At 62.5% G+C, this 15,319-nt stretch carries 13 protein-coding genes; 8 read left to right on the plus strand and 5 right to left on the minus strand.

Annotation, left to right across the window (positions count from 1 at the left end; genetic code table 11):
- Positions 1-96: 96 nt before the first annotated feature.
- Positions 97-1,134 (minus strand): rod shape-determining protein MreB, encoded by a 1,038-nt coding sequence (mreB, locus tag SB765_RS13990; protein ID WP_003255163.1) that lies wholly within the window; start codon positions 1,132-1,134, stop codon positions 97-99.
- Between the two features lie 205 nt (positions 1,135-1,339).
- Here mreB and gatC point away from each other — a divergent pair, with 205 nt between their 5' ends.
- The 5 genes from gatC (at position 1,340) to SB765_RS14015 (ending at position 6,165) form a co-directional block, all read left to right on the plus strand.
- Complete coding sequence (gene gatC, locus SB765_RS13995; protein ID WP_341797646.1) at positions 1,340-1,627, plus strand: Asp-tRNA(Asn)/Glu-tRNA(Gln) amidotransferase subunit GatC; 288 nt, start codon at positions 1,340-1,342, stop codon at positions 1,625-1,627.
- Between the two features lie 15 nt (positions 1,628-1,642).
- A complete protein-coding gene (gene gatA / locus SB765_RS14000) occupies positions 1,643-3,094 on the plus strand; it encodes an Asp-tRNA(Asn)/Glu-tRNA(Gln) amidotransferase subunit GatA (protein ID WP_410931485.1) in 1,452 nt (483 codons plus the stop codon).
- 11 nt (positions 3,095-3,105) lie between these two features.
- Entirely contained in the window at positions 3,106-4,551 is a 1,446-nt protein-coding gene (gene gatB / locus SB765_RS14005) for an Asp-tRNA(Asn)/Glu-tRNA(Gln) amidotransferase subunit GatB (protein WP_341797644.1), read from the plus strand.
- Between the two features lie 135 nt (positions 4,552-4,686).
- On the plus strand, positions 4,687-5,061 hold the full coding sequence (locus tag SB765_RS14010) for a septal ring lytic transglycosylase RlpA family protein (protein WP_341797643.1): 375 nt from the start codon (positions 4,687-4,689) through the stop codon (positions 5,059-5,061).
- Between the two features lie 60 nt (positions 5,062-5,121).
- Positions 5,122-6,165: a calcium/sodium antiporter gene (locus SB765_RS14015; RefSeq protein ID WP_341797642.1), complete on the plus strand. Its 1,044-nt coding sequence runs from the start codon at positions 5,122-5,124 to the stop codon at positions 6,163-6,165.
- Between the two features lie 94 nt (positions 6,166-6,259).
- Here the strand turns inward: SB765_RS14015 and SB765_RS14020 are convergent, their stop codons facing one another.
- The 4 genes from SB765_RS14020 to SB765_RS14035 form a co-directional block, all read right to left on the minus strand.
- A complete protein-coding gene (locus SB765_RS14020) occupies positions 6,260-7,618 on the minus strand; it encodes an amino acid permease (RefSeq protein WP_016501356.1) in 1,359 nt (452 codons plus the stop codon).
- A gap of 56 nt (positions 7,619-7,674) precedes the next feature.
- Positions 7,675-8,616: an AEC family transporter gene (locus SB765_RS14025; protein WP_019473925.1), complete on the minus strand. Its 942-nt coding sequence runs from the start codon at positions 8,614-8,616 to the stop codon at positions 7,675-7,677.
- A 216-nt stretch (positions 8,617-8,832) separates the two neighbouring features.
- Positions 8,833-9,393, minus strand: coding sequence for a response regulator transcription factor (locus tag SB765_RS14030; RefSeq protein WP_003255244.1), 561 nt, complete (start codon positions 9,391-9,393; stop codon positions 8,833-8,835).
- Entirely contained in the window at positions 9,393-10,649 is a 1,257-nt protein-coding gene (locus SB765_RS14035; protein ID WP_016501358.1) for an ATP-binding protein, read from the minus strand. Before SB765_RS14035 ends, SB765_RS14030 begins: the two co-directional genes overlap by 1 nt.
- 201 nt (positions 10,650-10,850) lie before the next feature.
- Between SB765_RS14035 and SB765_RS14040 the strand changes: the two genes are divergently transcribed.
- The 3 genes from SB765_RS14040 to SB765_RS14050 all read left to right on the plus strand — a co-directional run bounded on the left by SB765_RS14040 (position 10,851) and on the right by SB765_RS14050 (position 15,285).
- A complete protein-coding gene (locus SB765_RS14040; RefSeq protein ID WP_258655388.1) occupies positions 10,851-11,567 on the plus strand; it encodes an SIMPL domain-containing protein in 717 nt (238 codons plus the stop codon).
- 353 nt (positions 11,568-11,920) lie between these two features.
- Positions 11,921-13,546 carry an ABC transporter substrate-binding protein gene (locus tag SB765_RS14045; protein ID WP_341797640.1) on the plus strand — a complete coding sequence of 542 codons (1,626 nt, stop codon included), beginning with the start codon at positions 11,921-11,923 and terminating at the stop codon, positions 13,544-13,546.
- Between the two features lie 146 nt (positions 13,547-13,692).
- Positions 13,693-15,285: an ABC transporter substrate-binding protein gene (locus SB765_RS14050; RefSeq protein WP_410931486.1), complete on the plus strand. Its 1,593-nt coding sequence runs from the start codon at positions 13,693-13,695 to the stop codon at positions 15,283-15,285.
- Positions 15,286-15,319: the final 34 nt, after the last annotated feature.

Here is a 15,319-nt window from a genome sequence, read left to right on the forward strand (position 1 = left end):
ACGGATACGGCGCCCTTGACGGGCGCCAGCCCAGCACATACAGGTAGCACTGTGCGTGCTACCTGTAAACCGGGCGCTCGTGAACAGCGAGTGTGATCACTCGCTGGAGAGCAGGTCCATCGCGTGCTTGTCCATCATCTCCAGGGCGCGACCGCCGCCACGGGCGACACAGGTCAGCGGGTCCTCGGCGACGATCACCGGCAGGCCGGTTTCCTGGGCCAGCAGCTTGTCGAGGTCACGCAGCAGCGCGCCACCACCGGTCAGCACCAGGCCACGCTCGGCGATGTCCGAAGCCAGCTCGGGCGGCGATTGCTCCAGGGCGCTCTTCACGGCCTGGACGATGGTCGCCAGCGATTCCTGCAGCGCTTCGAGCACTTCGTTGGAGTTCAGGGTGAAGGCACGCGGTACGCCTTCGGCCAGGTTGCGGCCACGCACATCGACTTCGCGCACTTCGCCGCCCGGGTAAGCGGTACCGATTTCCTGCTTGATGCGCTCGGCGGTGGACTCGCCGATCAGGCTGCCGTAGTTGCGGCGCACGTAGGTGACGATGGCTTCATCGAAGCGGTCGCCGCCAACACGTACGGATTCGGCATAGACCACGCCGTTCAGGGAGATCAGTGCGATTTCAGTGGTACCACCACCGATATCGACGACCATCGAACCGCGAGCCTCTTCAACCGGCAAGCCGGCACCGATGGCAGCCGCCATTGGCTCTTCGATCAGGAACACTTCACGGGCACCGGCACCCAGGGCCGACTCGCGAATGGCGCGGCGCTCTACCTGGGTCGACTTGCACGGCACGCAGATCAGCACGCGCGGGCTTGGCTGCAGGAAGCTGTTCTCGTGAACCTTGTTGATAAAATATTGCAACATTTTTTCGCAAACGCTGAAGTCGGCGATAACGCCGTCCTTCATCGGACGAATGGCAGCAATGTTGCCAGGCGTACGGCCCAGCATGCGTTTGGCTTCGGTACCGACGGCGACAACGCTTTTCTGATTGCCATGGGTACGGATGGCAACAACCGAGGGCTCATTCAGGACGATACCGCGCTCACGCACGTAAATAAGGGTGTTGGCAGTACCCAGGTCGATGGAGAGATCGCTGGAAAACATGCCACGCAGTTTCTTGAACATGGGAAAGTGACCCTGGGGAAAGCGTGGGTAAAAAAGTGCGGCAAACTCTAACAATGGCAGGGATTTTGGGCAAGGAGCCAATATGTTAAATTGGCTGTTTTTCCGAGCATGCCAGCCGATGATCGCGGCCGTTGGACCGCCAGAAAGCTGACATGTTCCTCATCGCGGACCCAAATTCCGTTCTTTGTTTCCCTTGGAGATCTTCATGGCGCTTGAACGCTGCGACGTGGAAAAGATCGCCCATCTGGCCCGTCTGGGGCTGAATGATGGCGAACTGCCACGCATTACCGATGCCCTGAACAGCATCCTCGGGCTGGTCGACGAGATGCAAGCGGTCGATACCACTGGCATCGAGCCCCTGGCCCACCCGCTGGAGGCCAGCCAGCGCCTGCGCCCCGACCAGGTCACCGAAAGCAACCAGCGCGACGCCTACCAGGCTATCGCGCCGTCGACCGAAAGCGGTCTGTACCTGGTTCCCAAAGTCATCGAGTAAGGGATAGAGCCTGCCATGCATCAATTGACCCTGGCCGAGATCGCCCGCGGACTCGCCGACAAGTCGTTTTCCTCCGAAGAGCTGACCGGCGCCCTGTTGGCGCGCATCAAGCAACTCGACCCTCAAATCAACAGCTTCATCAGCGTCACCGAAGAGCTGGCCCTGGGCCAGGCGCGTGCCGCCGACGCCCGTCGCGCCGCAGGCGAAACCGGCACGCTGCTGGGTGCCCCCATCGCCCACAAGGACCTGTTCTGCACCAACGGCGTACGCACCAGTTGCGGCTCGAAGATGCTCGACAACTTCAAGGCGCCGTACGACGCCACCGTGGTCGCCAAGCTGGCTGAAGCCGGCATGGTCACCCTGGGCAAGACCAACCTGGACGAGTTCGCCATGGGTTCGGCCAACGAATCCAGCCACTACGGCGCGGTGAAGAACCCGTGGAACCTCGAACACGTCCCAGGCGGTTCGTCGGGCGGGTCGGCCGCTGCCGTGGCCGCGCGCCTGCTGCCGGCCACCACTGGCACCGACACCGGCGGTTCGATCCGCCAGCCGGCGGCACTGACCAACCTCACCGGCCTCAAACCGACGTACGGTCGTGTTTCGCGCTGGGGCATGATCGCCTACGCCTCCAGCCTCGACCAGGGCGGCCCGCTGGCCCGCACTGCCGAGGACTGCGCCCTGCTGCTGCAAGGCATGGCCGGTTTCGACGCCAAGGACTCCACCAGCATCGAAGAGCCGGTGCCGGACTACAGCGCCAACCTCAATGTTTCGCTGCAGGGCCTGCGCATCGGCCTGCCGAAAGAGTACTTCGGTGCAGGCCTCGACCCGCGTATCGCCGACCTGGTCCAGGCCAGTGTCAAAGAGCTGGAAAAGCTCGGCGCAGTGGTCAAGGAAATCAGCCTGCCGAACATGCAGCACGCCATCCCGGCCTACTACGTGATCGCCCCGGCTGAAGCCTCTTCCAACCTGTCGCGCTTCGACGGCGTGCGCTTCGGCTACCGCTGCGAAGCCCCGAAAGACCTCACCGACCTGTACAAGCGTTCCCGTGGCGAAGGCTTCGGCGTTGAAGTGCAGCGCCGCATCATGGTCGGCACCTACGCCCTGTCGGCCGGCTACTACGACGCGTACTACGTGAAGGCGCAGCAGATCCGCCGCCTGATCAAGAACGACTTCATGGCCGCCTTCAACGATGTCGACCTGATCCTCGGCCCTACCACGCCGAACCCGGCCTGGAAGCTTGGCGCCAAGAGCAGCGACCCGGTCGCCGCCTACCTGGAAGACGTCTACACCATCACCGCCAACCTGGCGGGCCTGCCGGGCCTGTCGATGCCGGCCGGCTTCGTCGACGGCCTGCCGGTCGGTGTGCAGCTGCTGGCGCCGTACTTCCAGGAAGGCCGCCTGCTCAACGTCGCGCACCGCTACCAGCAAGTGACCGACTGGCACACCCGTGCCCCCAACGGCTTCTGAGGAGTTCACACATGCAATGGGAAGTTGTGATCGGGCTGGAAATCCACACTCAGCTCGCCACCCAGTCGAAGATCTTTTCCGGCAGCGCCACCACCTTCGGTTCCGAGCCGAACACCCAGGCCAGCCTGGTTGACCTGGGGATGCCCGGCGTACTGCCGGTGCTGAACCAGGAAGCCGTGCGCATGGCGTGCATGTTCGGCCTGGCCATCGATGCCGAAATCGGCAAGCGCAACGTGTTCGCGCGCAAGAACTACTTCTACCCGGACCTGCCCAAGGGCTACCAGATCAGCCAGATGGACCTGCCGATCGTCGGCAAGGGTCACCTGGATATCGCCCTGGAAGACGGCACCATCAAGCGCATCGGGGTAACCCGCGCGCACCTGGAAGAAGATGCCGGCAAGAGCCTGCACGAAGACTTCAGCGGCTCCACCGGCATCGACCTCAACCGTGCCGGCACCCCGCTGCTGGAAATCGTCTCCGAGCCTGACATGCGCAGTGCCAAGGAAGCCGTGGCTTACGTCAAGGCGATCCACGCGCTGGTGCGCTACCTGGGCATCTGCGACGGCAACATGGCCGAAGGCTCGCTACGCTGCGACTGCAACGTGTCGATCCGCCCGAAAGGCCAGGTCGAGTTCGGCACCCGCTGCGAGATCAAGAACGTCAACTCGTTCCGCTTCATCGAGCGCGCGATCAACAGCGAAATCCAGCGCCAGATCGACCTGATCGAAGACGGCGGCAAGGTCGTGCAGGAAACCCGCCTGTACGACCCGAACAAAGACGAAACCCGCTCCATGCGCAGCAAGGAAGAAGCCAACGACTACCGTTACTTCCCCGACCCGGACCTGCTGCCGGTGGTGATCGAGGACAGCTTCCTCGAAACCATCCGCGCCGGCCTGCCGGAGCTGCCGCCGCAGAAGGTCGAACGCTTCCAGAGCCAGTACGGCCTGTCGGCCTACGACGCCAATGTGCTGGCATCCAGCCGCGAACAGGCGGACTACTTCGAAGAAGTAGTGAAAATTGGTGGCGACGCCAAGCTGGCGGCCAACTGGGTCATGGTCGAGCTGGGCAGCCTGCTTAACAAGCTGGGCATCGAGATCGACCAGTCACCGGTCAGCGCCGCGCACCTGGGTGGCATGCTGCTGCGCATCCGCGACAACACCATCAGCGGCAAGATCGCCAAGACCGTGTTCGAGGCCATGGCTGCCGGTGAAGGCGATGCTGACAGCATCATCGAAAGCAAAGGCCTGAAGCAGGTTACCGACACCGGTGCGATCGACAAGATGCTCGACGAAATGCTGGCAGCCAATGCCGAGCAGGTCGAACAGTACCGCGCCGCCGACGAGGCCAAGCGTGGCAAGATGTTCGGCTTCTTTGTCGGCCAGGCGATGAAAGCTTCCAAAGGCAAGGCCAACCCGGGGCAGGTGAACCAATTGCTCAAGGCCAAGCTCGAAGGCTGACCTGAATATGCTGCGAGGGCTCTGCCCTCGTTCGCGGGCTTGCCCGCTCCCACAGTACTGGACCGCTCTCACAGGCGGTGATATGCCTGTGGGAGCGGGCAAGCCCGCGAATGGCCGCACTGGAGCGCATCTGACTTGCTGAAAAGATCCCTGGGTACTCTCGCCCTCTTCTCCCTGCTGGCCGGCTGCGCCAGCCACGACATCGACCCGCGCGGTTACGACCAGACGGGCACCGCTTCCTATTACGGCTCGCGCCACCACGGTAAACGCACCGCCAGCGGCGAACCGTTCAACCAGCACGGCCTTACCGCCGCCCATCGCAGCCTGCCGTTCGGCACTCGCGTACTGGTAACCAACACGACCAACCAGCGCAGTGTGGTGGTGCGCATCAACGACCGTGGCCCGCACACCCGCGGCCGCCTGATCGACCTGTCTCGCGCCGCAGCAGAAAAAATCGGCATGCTCCGTAGCGGAACAGCGCGCGTGCGAGTACAAGGGCTTAGCGACTGACGCGACAGGAGTCCGACCATTTTCGACCTGGCCACCCTTCCCACCTTCAGCCTGCTGCAATTGGGCATTGCCCTGCTGTTGCTGGTCGGCGGCGCCGAATTGCTGGTGCGCGCAGCGCTGCGCCTGGCACAACGCCTTCATGTTCGCCCGTTGATCATCGGCCTGAGCCTGGTGGCTTTCGGCAGTACCGCGCCACAACTCACCGTCAGCCTGCAGGCCACCTACCAGGGTGCGCCGGATGTGGCGGTCGGCAGCGTGATCGGCAGCAACATATTCAACGTACTGGTCATTCTCGGCCTGGCCGCGCTGATCATCCCCTTGCGCGTGTCGCGCCAGCTGGTGCGCCTGGACATTCCGCTGATGATCGTCGCCAGCGGCCTGGTCTATGCCCTGTGCGCCAACGGTTACCTGGGCCGGGTTGAAGGAGGGCTGCTGCTGCTTGGCCTGGTCGGCTACCTGGTAATGCTCTGGCACCAGTCGCGCCACTACGCACGCACCTTCCCCGCGCCGGACACCGCCAAATCCAGCGCCAGGCGCTTCTGGTCAGGCACGCTGCTGCTGGTGTTGGCCGGCCTTGCCCTGCTGAGCCTGGCGGGGCACCTGCTGCTGGAGGCCGCCGTGGAGGTTGCCACCGACCTGGGGCTGTCCGAGCGCATCATCGGCCTGACCGTCGTCGCCATCTGCACATCCCTGCCAGAGCTCGCCGCCGCATTGATCGCTGCCCTGCGCGGTGAACGGGAAATTGCCGTGGGCACGGTCATCGGCAGCAACCTGTTCAACCTGCTGGCCGTGCTGGGCCTGACCGCCCTGATCACCCCTGAGCCGCTGTCGATCTCGCCCAACGCCCTGGCGTTCGACCTGCCAGTAATGCTCGGGGTTGCCGTGCTGAGCCTGCCGGTGTTCTATTCCGGTTACCGGATCACCCGCGCCGAAGGCTTGGTATTCCTCTGCCTGTACCTGGCGTACGGGCTGCACGTGGCGGCATTCACAATGGGCATGCCGCTGGCCGGGCGCCTGGAGCGGTTGATGCTGTTCTATGTACTGCCTGTGCTCGGCGTGGTGCTGCTGTATACCACTGTGCGTGCCTGGCGCCGGCAGCATTGATCGGGCCATGTCATCTGGCGCATGCCTTAAGCCTTGTGTCGCCCTTTAGATCGAGCGCCGCGCGGGCGGCGCTCGATCTCACAGGCGATACAATCTAACGGCGAACCTGCCGAGCCTTCTTCAGCTTGAAGGCCACCCACAGCACGGCAATCCATGCCGGGATCAGCATCACCGAGATGCGAATCGGCGGGGTCAGGTACATCACCACCAGAATCAGCACAATGAACGCCAGGCACAGGTAGTTGGTCAGCGGGTGCCCCAGGCTCTTGTAGAACGGGGTAATCCCGGCCGCCAGCTTGGCCTTGCGGAACTTCAGGTGGGTAATGCTGATGCTCGCCCAGTTGATCACCAGCGCCGACACCGCCAGGGCCATCAGCAAGCCAAAGGCCTCACCCGGCATCAGGTAGTTGATCACCACGCACAGCCCGGTAGCGAAGGCCGACACGCCCAGCGCAGTCAGCGGCACACCGCTGCGGCTGACTTTCAGCAACTGGCGCGGTGCATCGCCCTGGCTGGCAAGACCAAACAGCATGCGGCTGTTGGCGTATACGCAGCTGTTGTAGACCGACAGCGCGGCCGTCAGCACCACGATGTTGAGAATGGTCGCCACCAGGTCGCTGTCCAGTTCGTGGAAGATCATCACGAACGGGCTACCGCCCTGCACCACCTTCTGCCACGGGTACAGCGACAGCAGCACCGCCAGGGCACCGATGTAGAAGATCAGGATGCGATACACCACCTGGTTGGTGGCCTTGGGGATGCTTTCGCGCGGGTTGTCGGCCTCGGCAGCGGTGATACCCACCAGCTCCAGGCCACCGAACGAGAACATGATCACCGCCAGCGCCATCACCAGGCCGCTAACACCGTTAGGGAAGAAGCCGCCGTATTGCCAGAGGTTGGCCACGCTGGCATCCGGGCCGCCATGGCCACTGCTCAGCAACCAGGCGCCGAAGCCGATCATGCTGACGATGGCCACTACCTTGATCAGGGCGAACCAGAATTCCATTTCGCCGTAGACCTTGACCTGGGTCAGGTTGATCAGGTTGATCACCACGAAGAAGATCGCCGCCGTGGCCCAGGTGGGGAAATCCGGCCACCAGTACTGCACGTAGATACCCACAGCCGTCAGCTCGGCCATGCCCACCAGCACATACACCACCCAATAGTTCCAGCCCGACACAAAGCCTGCAAACTCGCTCCAGTACTGGTGGGCAAAGTGGCTGAAGCTACCGGCTACCGGCTCTTCCACCACCATTTCGCCCAGCTGGCGCATGATCAGGAAGGCCATCAGGCCCGCGATGGCATACCCCAGCAACACGGAGGGGCCGGCCAGCTGGATGGTCTGGGCGATGCCCAGGAACAAGCCGGTACCGATGGCCCCGCCCAGCGCGATCAGCTGGATATGGCGATTCTTCAGCCCGCGCTGTAGCTCGGGCGTGCTCTGGTCTTGCATGAAGTGTCCTTTAGCTCAGTGAGGCTGTGTTTTTTGTGTTGTTTGCAGTCAAGGATCTAGATCCATCCGCCCCACTGCAAGATGAAAATGCCGATATTGGTGGTGATTGCCGCCATTAGCGTAGTAATGACGATGATCGACGCAGCCAGCTCATGGTTGCCATTGGCTGCTCGCGCCATGACGTAACTGGCTGCTGCGGTAGGGCTGCCGATGTACAGGAACAGGATGCCTAGTTCGGCCCCGCGAAAGCCGCACAGCCAGGCCCCGAGGGTGCCGACCAGCGGTAGCCAGACCATCTTCACCAGGCTGGCGTCGATGGCCAGCCTGCCGCTGTCGCGCAATGCCGCCAGCGACAGGGTGCCGCCAATACACATCAGCGCCAACGGCAGGGTCATTTGCGCCAGGTAATCCCCCGAAGTCAGCAGCCAGTTGGGTAGCGGCACCTGGCCGTAAGCCATGGGTGTCGCGACCAGCACACTGATGATCAGGGGGTTGCTGAAGATGCTCTTGCAGATGCTCCACGGGTCGGACTTCAGGTCCGGGCTGTACACCGCCAGTACTACGGCCGACAGCGAGTTGTACATGAGGATGACCAGGCCGGCGAGCACCGCCCCCAGCGAAATACCGTAGTCGCCGTACAGGCTGGCAGCCAGGGCCAGGCCGATCACGCCGTTGTTGCCGCGGAACGCGCCCTGGGTATAGATGCCCCGGTCGGCCAGCGGGCTGCGCCAGATGGCCATGCCCCAGGCGACGGCGAAGCCAACCAGGGTGGCGGCAATGAAGTAGAGGATGACGCCGGGCTTTACCGCTGCAGCCAGGTCGGCGTGGTAGATACCGAGGAACAGCAGCGCCGGCATGCAGACGTTGAACACCAACTGCGAGGCGACACGGTTGAAATTGTCGTCGATCAGGTGGATGCGCTTGAGCAGCACGCCCATGAACAGCATGGCGAAGACAGGTGCCGTGATGTTCAGCGTCTGGATGAGAAGGGCGAGCATGCGCAAGCGATCCTGGAGAGGGTTGCCGTTAGGTGGCTAATGATACGCCAACGGCCGCTAGTTGCGGGGATCAGGTGCGATAAAGAGACGTTTCCGACAGTGCCGCCCCTATCGCCGGCAACCCGGCTCCCCTCAGGTATTGCATGCAGGCCGGAACCCGCGGGGTCCCTGTGGGAGCTGGCTTGCCGGCGATGAGGCCGGTACAGGCGAAAGGGATCAGCGCCGGACCGGGCGCTTCTGCAGCTTGCGCTGCAAGGTCCGCCGGTGCATGCCCAGTGCCCGTGCGGTGGCCGAAATGTTGCCCTCGTGCTCGTTCAGCACGCGCTGGATGTGTTCCCACTGCAGGCGGTCGACCGACATGGGGTTTTCCGGCACCAGGGTATCCAGGTCGGTGTGCTCCGACAGCAGCGCTGCCAGCACATCATCGGCGTCGGCCGGCTTGCACAGGTAGTTGCAGGCGCCGCGCTTGACCGCTTCCACCGCAGTCGCAATGCTCGAGTAGCCGGTCAGGATCACCACGCGCATTTCCGGGTCCAGCTCCAGCAGCTTGGGCAGCAGCACGAGGCCGGAATCACCGTCCATCTTCAGGTCCAGCGTGGCGTAGTCCGGCAAGTCCTGCTGCGCCAGGATCAAGCCTTCTTCGGCAGAACTGGCGGTGCTCACGCGGAAACCGCGACGGCTCATTGCCCGGGCCATGACCCGGGTGAAGGTGGCATCGTCATCCACCAACAGCAGGTGCGGCAGCTCTTCGCTTTCGACCTGGTTTTCTTCGCTCATCATTCATCTCCTCGCTTGCCATAGGGCAGGCGCAATTCGGTCAGGGTGCCACCCTGTTCATGACTATAGAGTTTTACCGAACCGCCCGCACGGGTCACGCTGGCCTTGCTCAAGAACAGGCCCAGGCCGAAGCCTTTGCCTTTGGTGGTAATGAAGGGTTTGCCGATGGCTTCGGCAATGGCCGGCGGCACGCCAGGGCCATGGTCGCGGATACTGATGACGATGTCCTGGGCATCCCAGTCCAGGTGCACCTCCAGGTCATCGGGGCAGGCATCGGCAGCATTGTTCAGCAGGTTCAGCAACGCCTGGGTCAGGTCTGGCGGCGGTGTCAGCCGCGGCACCTTGCCATCGCGCAGGCGCTGGAAGCGGTAGCTGGCTTCGGGGCGCATCAGGTGCCAACGGTTCAGCGCCTCGTCCAGCCAGGCGGTCACATCCTGCTCCACGATCGCCAGGCGGCGGTTGGCTTCGGCAGCGCGCACTAGCTGTTGCAAGGTCTCTTTGCACAGCTTTACCTGGTCCTGGAGGATCTGCAGGTCTTCCTGCAGCAGCGGGTCGGTATGGTCCTGGCGCATTTCGTTGATCAGCACACTCATGGTCGCCAGCGGCGTGCCCAGCTCATGGGCGGCACCGGCGGCCTGGGTGGCCACGGCCAGCAATTGCTCGTCGCGCAGGCTTTCTTCACGCCGTTCGGAGCGCAGCTGCTCCTGGCGGCGCAGCTCTTCGGCCATGCGCGCGGCAAAGAAGGTAATCACCGCCGCGGCGAGGGCAATGCTCAGCCACATGCCGTAGACCTGCATCTTGTCCCGCGCCATGGGCAGGCCTTCGAGCGGGTAGAACTGCACCAGCAGCAGGCTGTAGGCGGTCAGGGCGATACCCGAAAGTATCAGCGAATACAGCCACGGCAAGGTCACCGCGGCAATCGCCAGCGGTACCAGGTAATACGACACGAACGGGTTGGTCGAGCCGCCGGAGTAGTACAGCAAGGCACTGTGGATCAGCAGGTCGCAGGCCAGCTGCAGGGCGTACTCCATTTCGGTGACTGGCAGCGACAGGCGCAAGCGCAGCGCCGTAAAGGCACACAGCAGCGAGGACAACGCCAAGGTGCCAGCCAGCGACAGCCAGGGCAACGGCAGCAATTCGGTCCAGTAGGCGACGCCCACGGAGCCGGCCTGGGCAGCCAGGACCAGGACCCGAATGACGGTCAGGCGCCACAGGTTCTGGCGGGTAGCGGACAGCGGTTGTACGGCAGCGAGCATGAGCTCTCCTGATGAGTGCTCCAGAAAATCGGCTGGAGTATACCGAAGCCGGGCGCCTCACTGCAGCGATGCGGCAAAGCGCCACACTTTGTCACAGGTTGATGATGGCACTTTTGAACCCACTACACTGTTGCCGGTCTGATGGGCCATGCGTGGAATGGATGACCAGACCCCACGCCTTTTATTGCCAAGGAGTACCACATGCAAATCCCACGTCGCGGCGCCGCCCTGATCCTGTCTTGCGGCTTGCTCGCCAGCCTGCCGGCGCTGGCTGCCGATGAGCCACGTTACAACCAGGTATCGCTGCGTGCCGAAGTGAGCAAGGAAGTGGCGCGCGACCTGATGGTCGTGACCCTGTACAGCGAAGCGCAGAACACCGACCCGGGCAAGCTCGCCAAGCAGATCACCGAAACCATGAACAAGGCCGTGCAGCAGTCGCGCCAGGTCAAGGACGTGAAGATCAGCCAGGGCAGCCGCAACAGCTACCCGGTGTATGACAGCAAGGGCCAGAAGATTACCGGCTGGCGCGAGCGCGCCGAGCTGCGCCTGGAAAGCGACAACTTCCCGGCCTTGTCCCAGCTTACCGCCGACCTGCTGCAAGAGCTGAAAATGGGCGGCATGGACTTCTCCATCGCCCCGGCCACGCGCAAGGCAAGCGAGGATGCACTGCTCAAGGACGCGGTCGATGCCTTCAAGGCACGCGCGCAACTGGCCACCGAAGCCCTGGGCGGCAAGGGCTATAAAGTGGTCAGCCTGAACCTCAACAGCAGCGGTTACCCGCGCCCGTACCTGCGCAGTGCGCCGATGGCAATGAAAGCCATGGGGGCTGATGAAGCCGCGCCAGCGCCGGACATCGAGGCGGGTACCAGCGAAGTGAGCATGAATGCCGATGGCCTGATCGAAGTGCAGATGCCCTGACAGCCACAAGCTTCAAGCGGCAAGTTTCAAGTTGACGGTGAACCCGGTCTGCTTTGTCTTGTTGCTTGAAGCCTGCCGCTTGAACCTGCTTTTCAGACGTTTCCTACGCACCACCAAGGTGCATCCTACGCATACCCCCGCCTCGAAACATCCCGCAAAATGCCATCATTTTGCCTGCGCAAACGTTTAACTTCGTCGAAAGTTATAGCGATGCGACATCCATGTACGGTCGTACCACTTTTCCGGCGCCAACTATCCTTCTACCTGTTGCATTGGGAACATCCCCTGCATAAGTATCCGCAGGTCGGCTCACGAGGCCACCTCATCCAAAAAATGACAACAATGAGGCCACCATGCTCAAACACGCAGTCATTCCGTTCCTGCTTGGCGCAGGCTTACTCACCGGTGCACCGTCGGCCCTGGCCGCGTCCAACCTGGTGTTCTGCTCCGAAGGCAGCCCGGCCGGTTTCGACCCGGGGCAGTACACCACCGGGACCGACTTCGACGCCTCGGCAGAGACCGTGTTCAACCGCCTGACCCAGTTTGAACGGGGCGGCACTGCGGTCATCCCGGGCCTGGCGACCAAATGGGAAGTGTCCGACGACGGCAAGACCTACACCTTCCACCTGCGCGAAGGGGTCAAGTTCCATACCACCGACTACTTCAAGCCCAGCCGCCCCTTCAACGCCGACGACGTGCTGTTCACCTTCAACCGCATGCTCGACAAGGACAACCCGTTCCGTAAGGCCTACCCCACCGAGTTCCCGTACTTCACCGACATGGGCATGGACAAGAACATCGCCAAGGTGGAGAAACTCGACGAGAAGACGGTGAAGTTCACCCTCAACGAAGTCGACGCAGCGTTCATCCAGAACCTGGCCATGAGCTTTGCTTCCATCCAGTCGGCCGAATACGCCGACCAGTTGCTCAAGAATGGCAAGGCTGCCGACATCAACCAGAAACCGATCGGCACCGGCCCGTTCGTGTTCAGCAAGTACCAGAAGGACGCGCAGATCCGCTTCAAGGGCAACAAGGACTACTGGAAGCCCGATGACGTGAAGATCGATAACCTGATCTTCGCCATCACCACCGATGCCTCGGTGCGCATGCAGAAGCTGAAGAAGAACGAGTGCCAGGTCACCCTGTTCCCGCGCCCGGCCGACATCGAGCCGCTAAAGGCCGACCAAAATCTGCAAATGCCGCAGCAAGCCGGGTTCAACCTCGGCTACATCGCCTACAACGTGATGGGCAAGATCAAGGGCAGCAACGAGCCCAACCCCATGGCCCAGCTGAAAGTGCGCCAGGCGCTGGACATGGCCGTGGACAAGAAGAAGATCATCGAGTCGGTCTACCAGGGTGCCGGCCAGTTGGCAGTCAATGGCATGCCGCCAACGCAATGGTCCTATGACGACAGCATCAAGGACGCCGCCTTCGACCCCGAAAAGGCCAAACAACTGCTGAAGGAAGCCGGTATCAAGGAAGGCACCGAGATCACCCTGTGGGCCATGCCCGTACAACGGCCGTACAACCCCAACGCCAAGCTGATGGCCGAAATGCTGCAATCCGACTGGGCCAAGATCGGCATCAAGGCAAAGATCGTCAGCTATGAATGGGGCGAGTACATCAAACGCTCCAAGGGTGGCGAACAGGGCGCCATGCTGATTGGCTGGAGCGGCGACAACGGTGACCCGGACAACTGGCTGGGCACCCTCTACGGCTGCGATGCCGTCGACGGCAACAACTTCTCCAAGTGGTGCTACAAGCCCTACGACGACCTGATCAAGCAGGCCAAGGCCACCTCCGACCAGGCCAAGCGCACCGAGCTGTACCAAAAGGCGCAGCACATCCTCAAGGAGCAGGTGCCGATCACCCCGATCGCCCACTCCACCGTGTACCAGCCCATGAGCGCCAAGGTGAAGGACTTCAAGATCAGCCCATTCGCGCTGAACTCCTTCTACGGCGTCAGCGTGGACAAATAGGCTGACTGAGGCACCCGCTGAATCGCGGGTGCCCTTCACCCCCGCCACCTCTTCATGTTGTCCTGCGGCCAAACGCTGCGGGGTCGGCAAACTGTTGCCGCCATTCGTACCCGGAGGCGGCGCGAACAGATGAAAAAGGATTTGCCATGCGCCACGTTACCCGCCTTTCTGCGCTGCTGGCCCTGGGCCTGCTCAGCCAATCCCCTGTCGTGCTGGCCAATAACCTGGTGTTCTGCTCCGAAGGCAGCCCCGCCGGTTTCGACACCGCACAGTACACCAGCGCCACCGACAACGACGCCGCCGAACCGGTCTACAACCGCCTGGTCGAGTTCGAGCGCGGCGGTACTGCCGTGCACCCTGCCCTGGCGACCCGCTGGGAAGTCTCCGACGATGGCTTGCGCTACACCTTCCACCTGCGTGAAGGGGTGAAGTTCCACAGCAACAAGGCCTTCGAACCTGGCCGTGACTTCAATGCCGACGACGTGCTGTTCACTTTCAACCGCATGCTCGACAAGAGCCACCCGTTCCGCCAGGCCTACCCCACCGAGTTCCCTTACTTCATCAGCATGGGCCTGGACAAGAACATCGCCCACGTCGAGAAAATCGACCCACTCACCGTGGCATTCACCCTGAACACGGTCGATGCCGCGTTCATCCAGAATCTGGCCATGAGCTTCGCTTCCATCCTCTCCGCCGAATACGCCGAACACCTGATGGCCAGCGCAAGGCCGAGCGACATCAACCAGCAGCCCATTGGCACCGGGCCGTTCGTGTTCCAGCGTTACCAGAAGGATTCGCAGATCCGCTACAAGGGCAACAAGGATTACTGGGCACCGGATGAAGTGAAGATCGACAACCTGGTGTTCTCGATCAACATCGACCCTTCGGTACGCATTCAGAAGCTGCGCCGCAACGAATGCCAGGTCACCCTGCACCCACGCCCCGCCGACCTGCCGGCGCTCAAGGCCGACCGTTCGCTGCAGGTGCTGCAGCAACCGGGCTTCAACCTCGGCTACATCGCTTACAACACACAGCACCCACCCTTCGACCGGCTGGAGGTGCGCCAGGCGATGGATATGGCTGTGAACAAGAAAGCCATCCTGCAGGCGGTTTATCAGGACTCCGGCCAACTGGCGGTCAACGCCATGCCGCCCACCCAGTGGTCCTATGACGAAAGCCTCAAGGACGAGCCCTACGACCCCGAAAAGGCCAGGCAGCTGCTGCAGCAGGCGGGCGTCAAACCGGGCACCGAAGTCACCCTGTGGGCCATGCCGGTGCAACGCCCGTACAACCCCAACGCCAAGCTGATGGCCGAAATGCTCCAGGCCGACTGGAACAAGCTTGGTTTCAAGGTGCGCATCGTCAGTTACGAATGGGGCGAGTACCTCAAGCGCATGAAAAGCGGCGAACACGACATCGCCCTGATTGGCTGGACCGGCGACAACGGCGACCCGGACAACTGGCTGGGCACCCTCTACAGCTGCGATGCCATCGGCAGCAACAACTACTCGCTGTGGTGCGACCCGCAGTACGACAGCCTGGTCAAGCAGGCCAAGCAGGTCACCGACCAGGCGCAGCGCAGCGCCCTGTACCAGCAGGCCCAGCAGCGGCTCAAGCAGCAGGTGCCGATTACCCCGGTGGCGCACTCCACCGTGAACCAGCCGCTCAGCGTCAAGGTTTCCGGGTTCAAGGTCAGCCCGTTTGGGCGCAATGATTTCTCCGGCGTGAGTGTTGACTGACTTTTAGCCTTCAAGGGCCTCTTCGCGGGTAAAC

The sequence above is a fragment of the Pseudomonas sp. SIMBA_067 genome (assembly GCF_046534675.1).
Lineage (GTDB): Bacteria > Pseudomonadota > Gammaproteobacteria > Pseudomonadales > Pseudomonadaceae > Aquipseudomonas > Aquipseudomonas putida.

Coding starts and splice junctions, on each gene's coding strand:
- SB765_RS14035 (WP_016501358.1), bottom strand. CDS start 10,649: ATGCTCGCTGCCGTACAACCGCTGTCCGCTACCCGCCAGAACCTGTGG.
- mreB (WP_003255163.1), bottom strand. CDS start 1,134: ATGTTCAAGAAACTGCGTGGCATGTTTTCCAGCGATCTCTCCATCGAC.
- SB765_RS14045 (WP_341797640.1), top strand. CDS start 11,921: ATGCTCAAACACGCAGTCATTCCGTTCCTGCTTGGCGCAGGCTTACTC.
- SB765_RS14030 (WP_003255244.1), bottom strand. CDS start 9,393: ATGAGCGAAGAAAACCAGGTCGAAAGCGAAGAGCTGCCGCACCTGCTG.
- SB765_RS14050 (WP_410931486.1), top strand. CDS start 13,693: ATGCGCCACGTTACCCGCCTTTCTGCGCTGCTGGCCCTGGGCCTGCTC.
- gatC (WP_341797646.1), top strand. CDS start 1,340: ATGGCGCTTGAACGCTGCGACGTGGAAAAGATCGCCCATCTGGCCCGT.
- SB765_RS14025 (WP_019473925.1), bottom strand. CDS start 8,616: ATGCTCGCCCTTCTCATCCAGACGCTGAACATCACGGCACCTGTCTTC.
- SB765_RS14040 (WP_258655388.1), top strand. CDS start 10,851: ATGCAAATCCCACGTCGCGGCGCCGCCCTGATCCTGTCTTGCGGCTTG.
- SB765_RS14020 (WP_016501356.1), bottom strand. CDS start 7,618: ATGCAAGACCAGAGCACGCCCGAGCTACAGCGCGGGCTGAAGAATCGC.
- gatA (WP_410931485.1), top strand. CDS start 1,643: ATGCATCAATTGACCCTGGCCGAGATCGCCCGCGGACTCGCCGACAAG.
- gatB (WP_341797644.1), top strand. CDS start 3,106: ATGCAATGGGAAGTTGTGATCGGGCTGGAAATCCACACTCAGCTCGCC.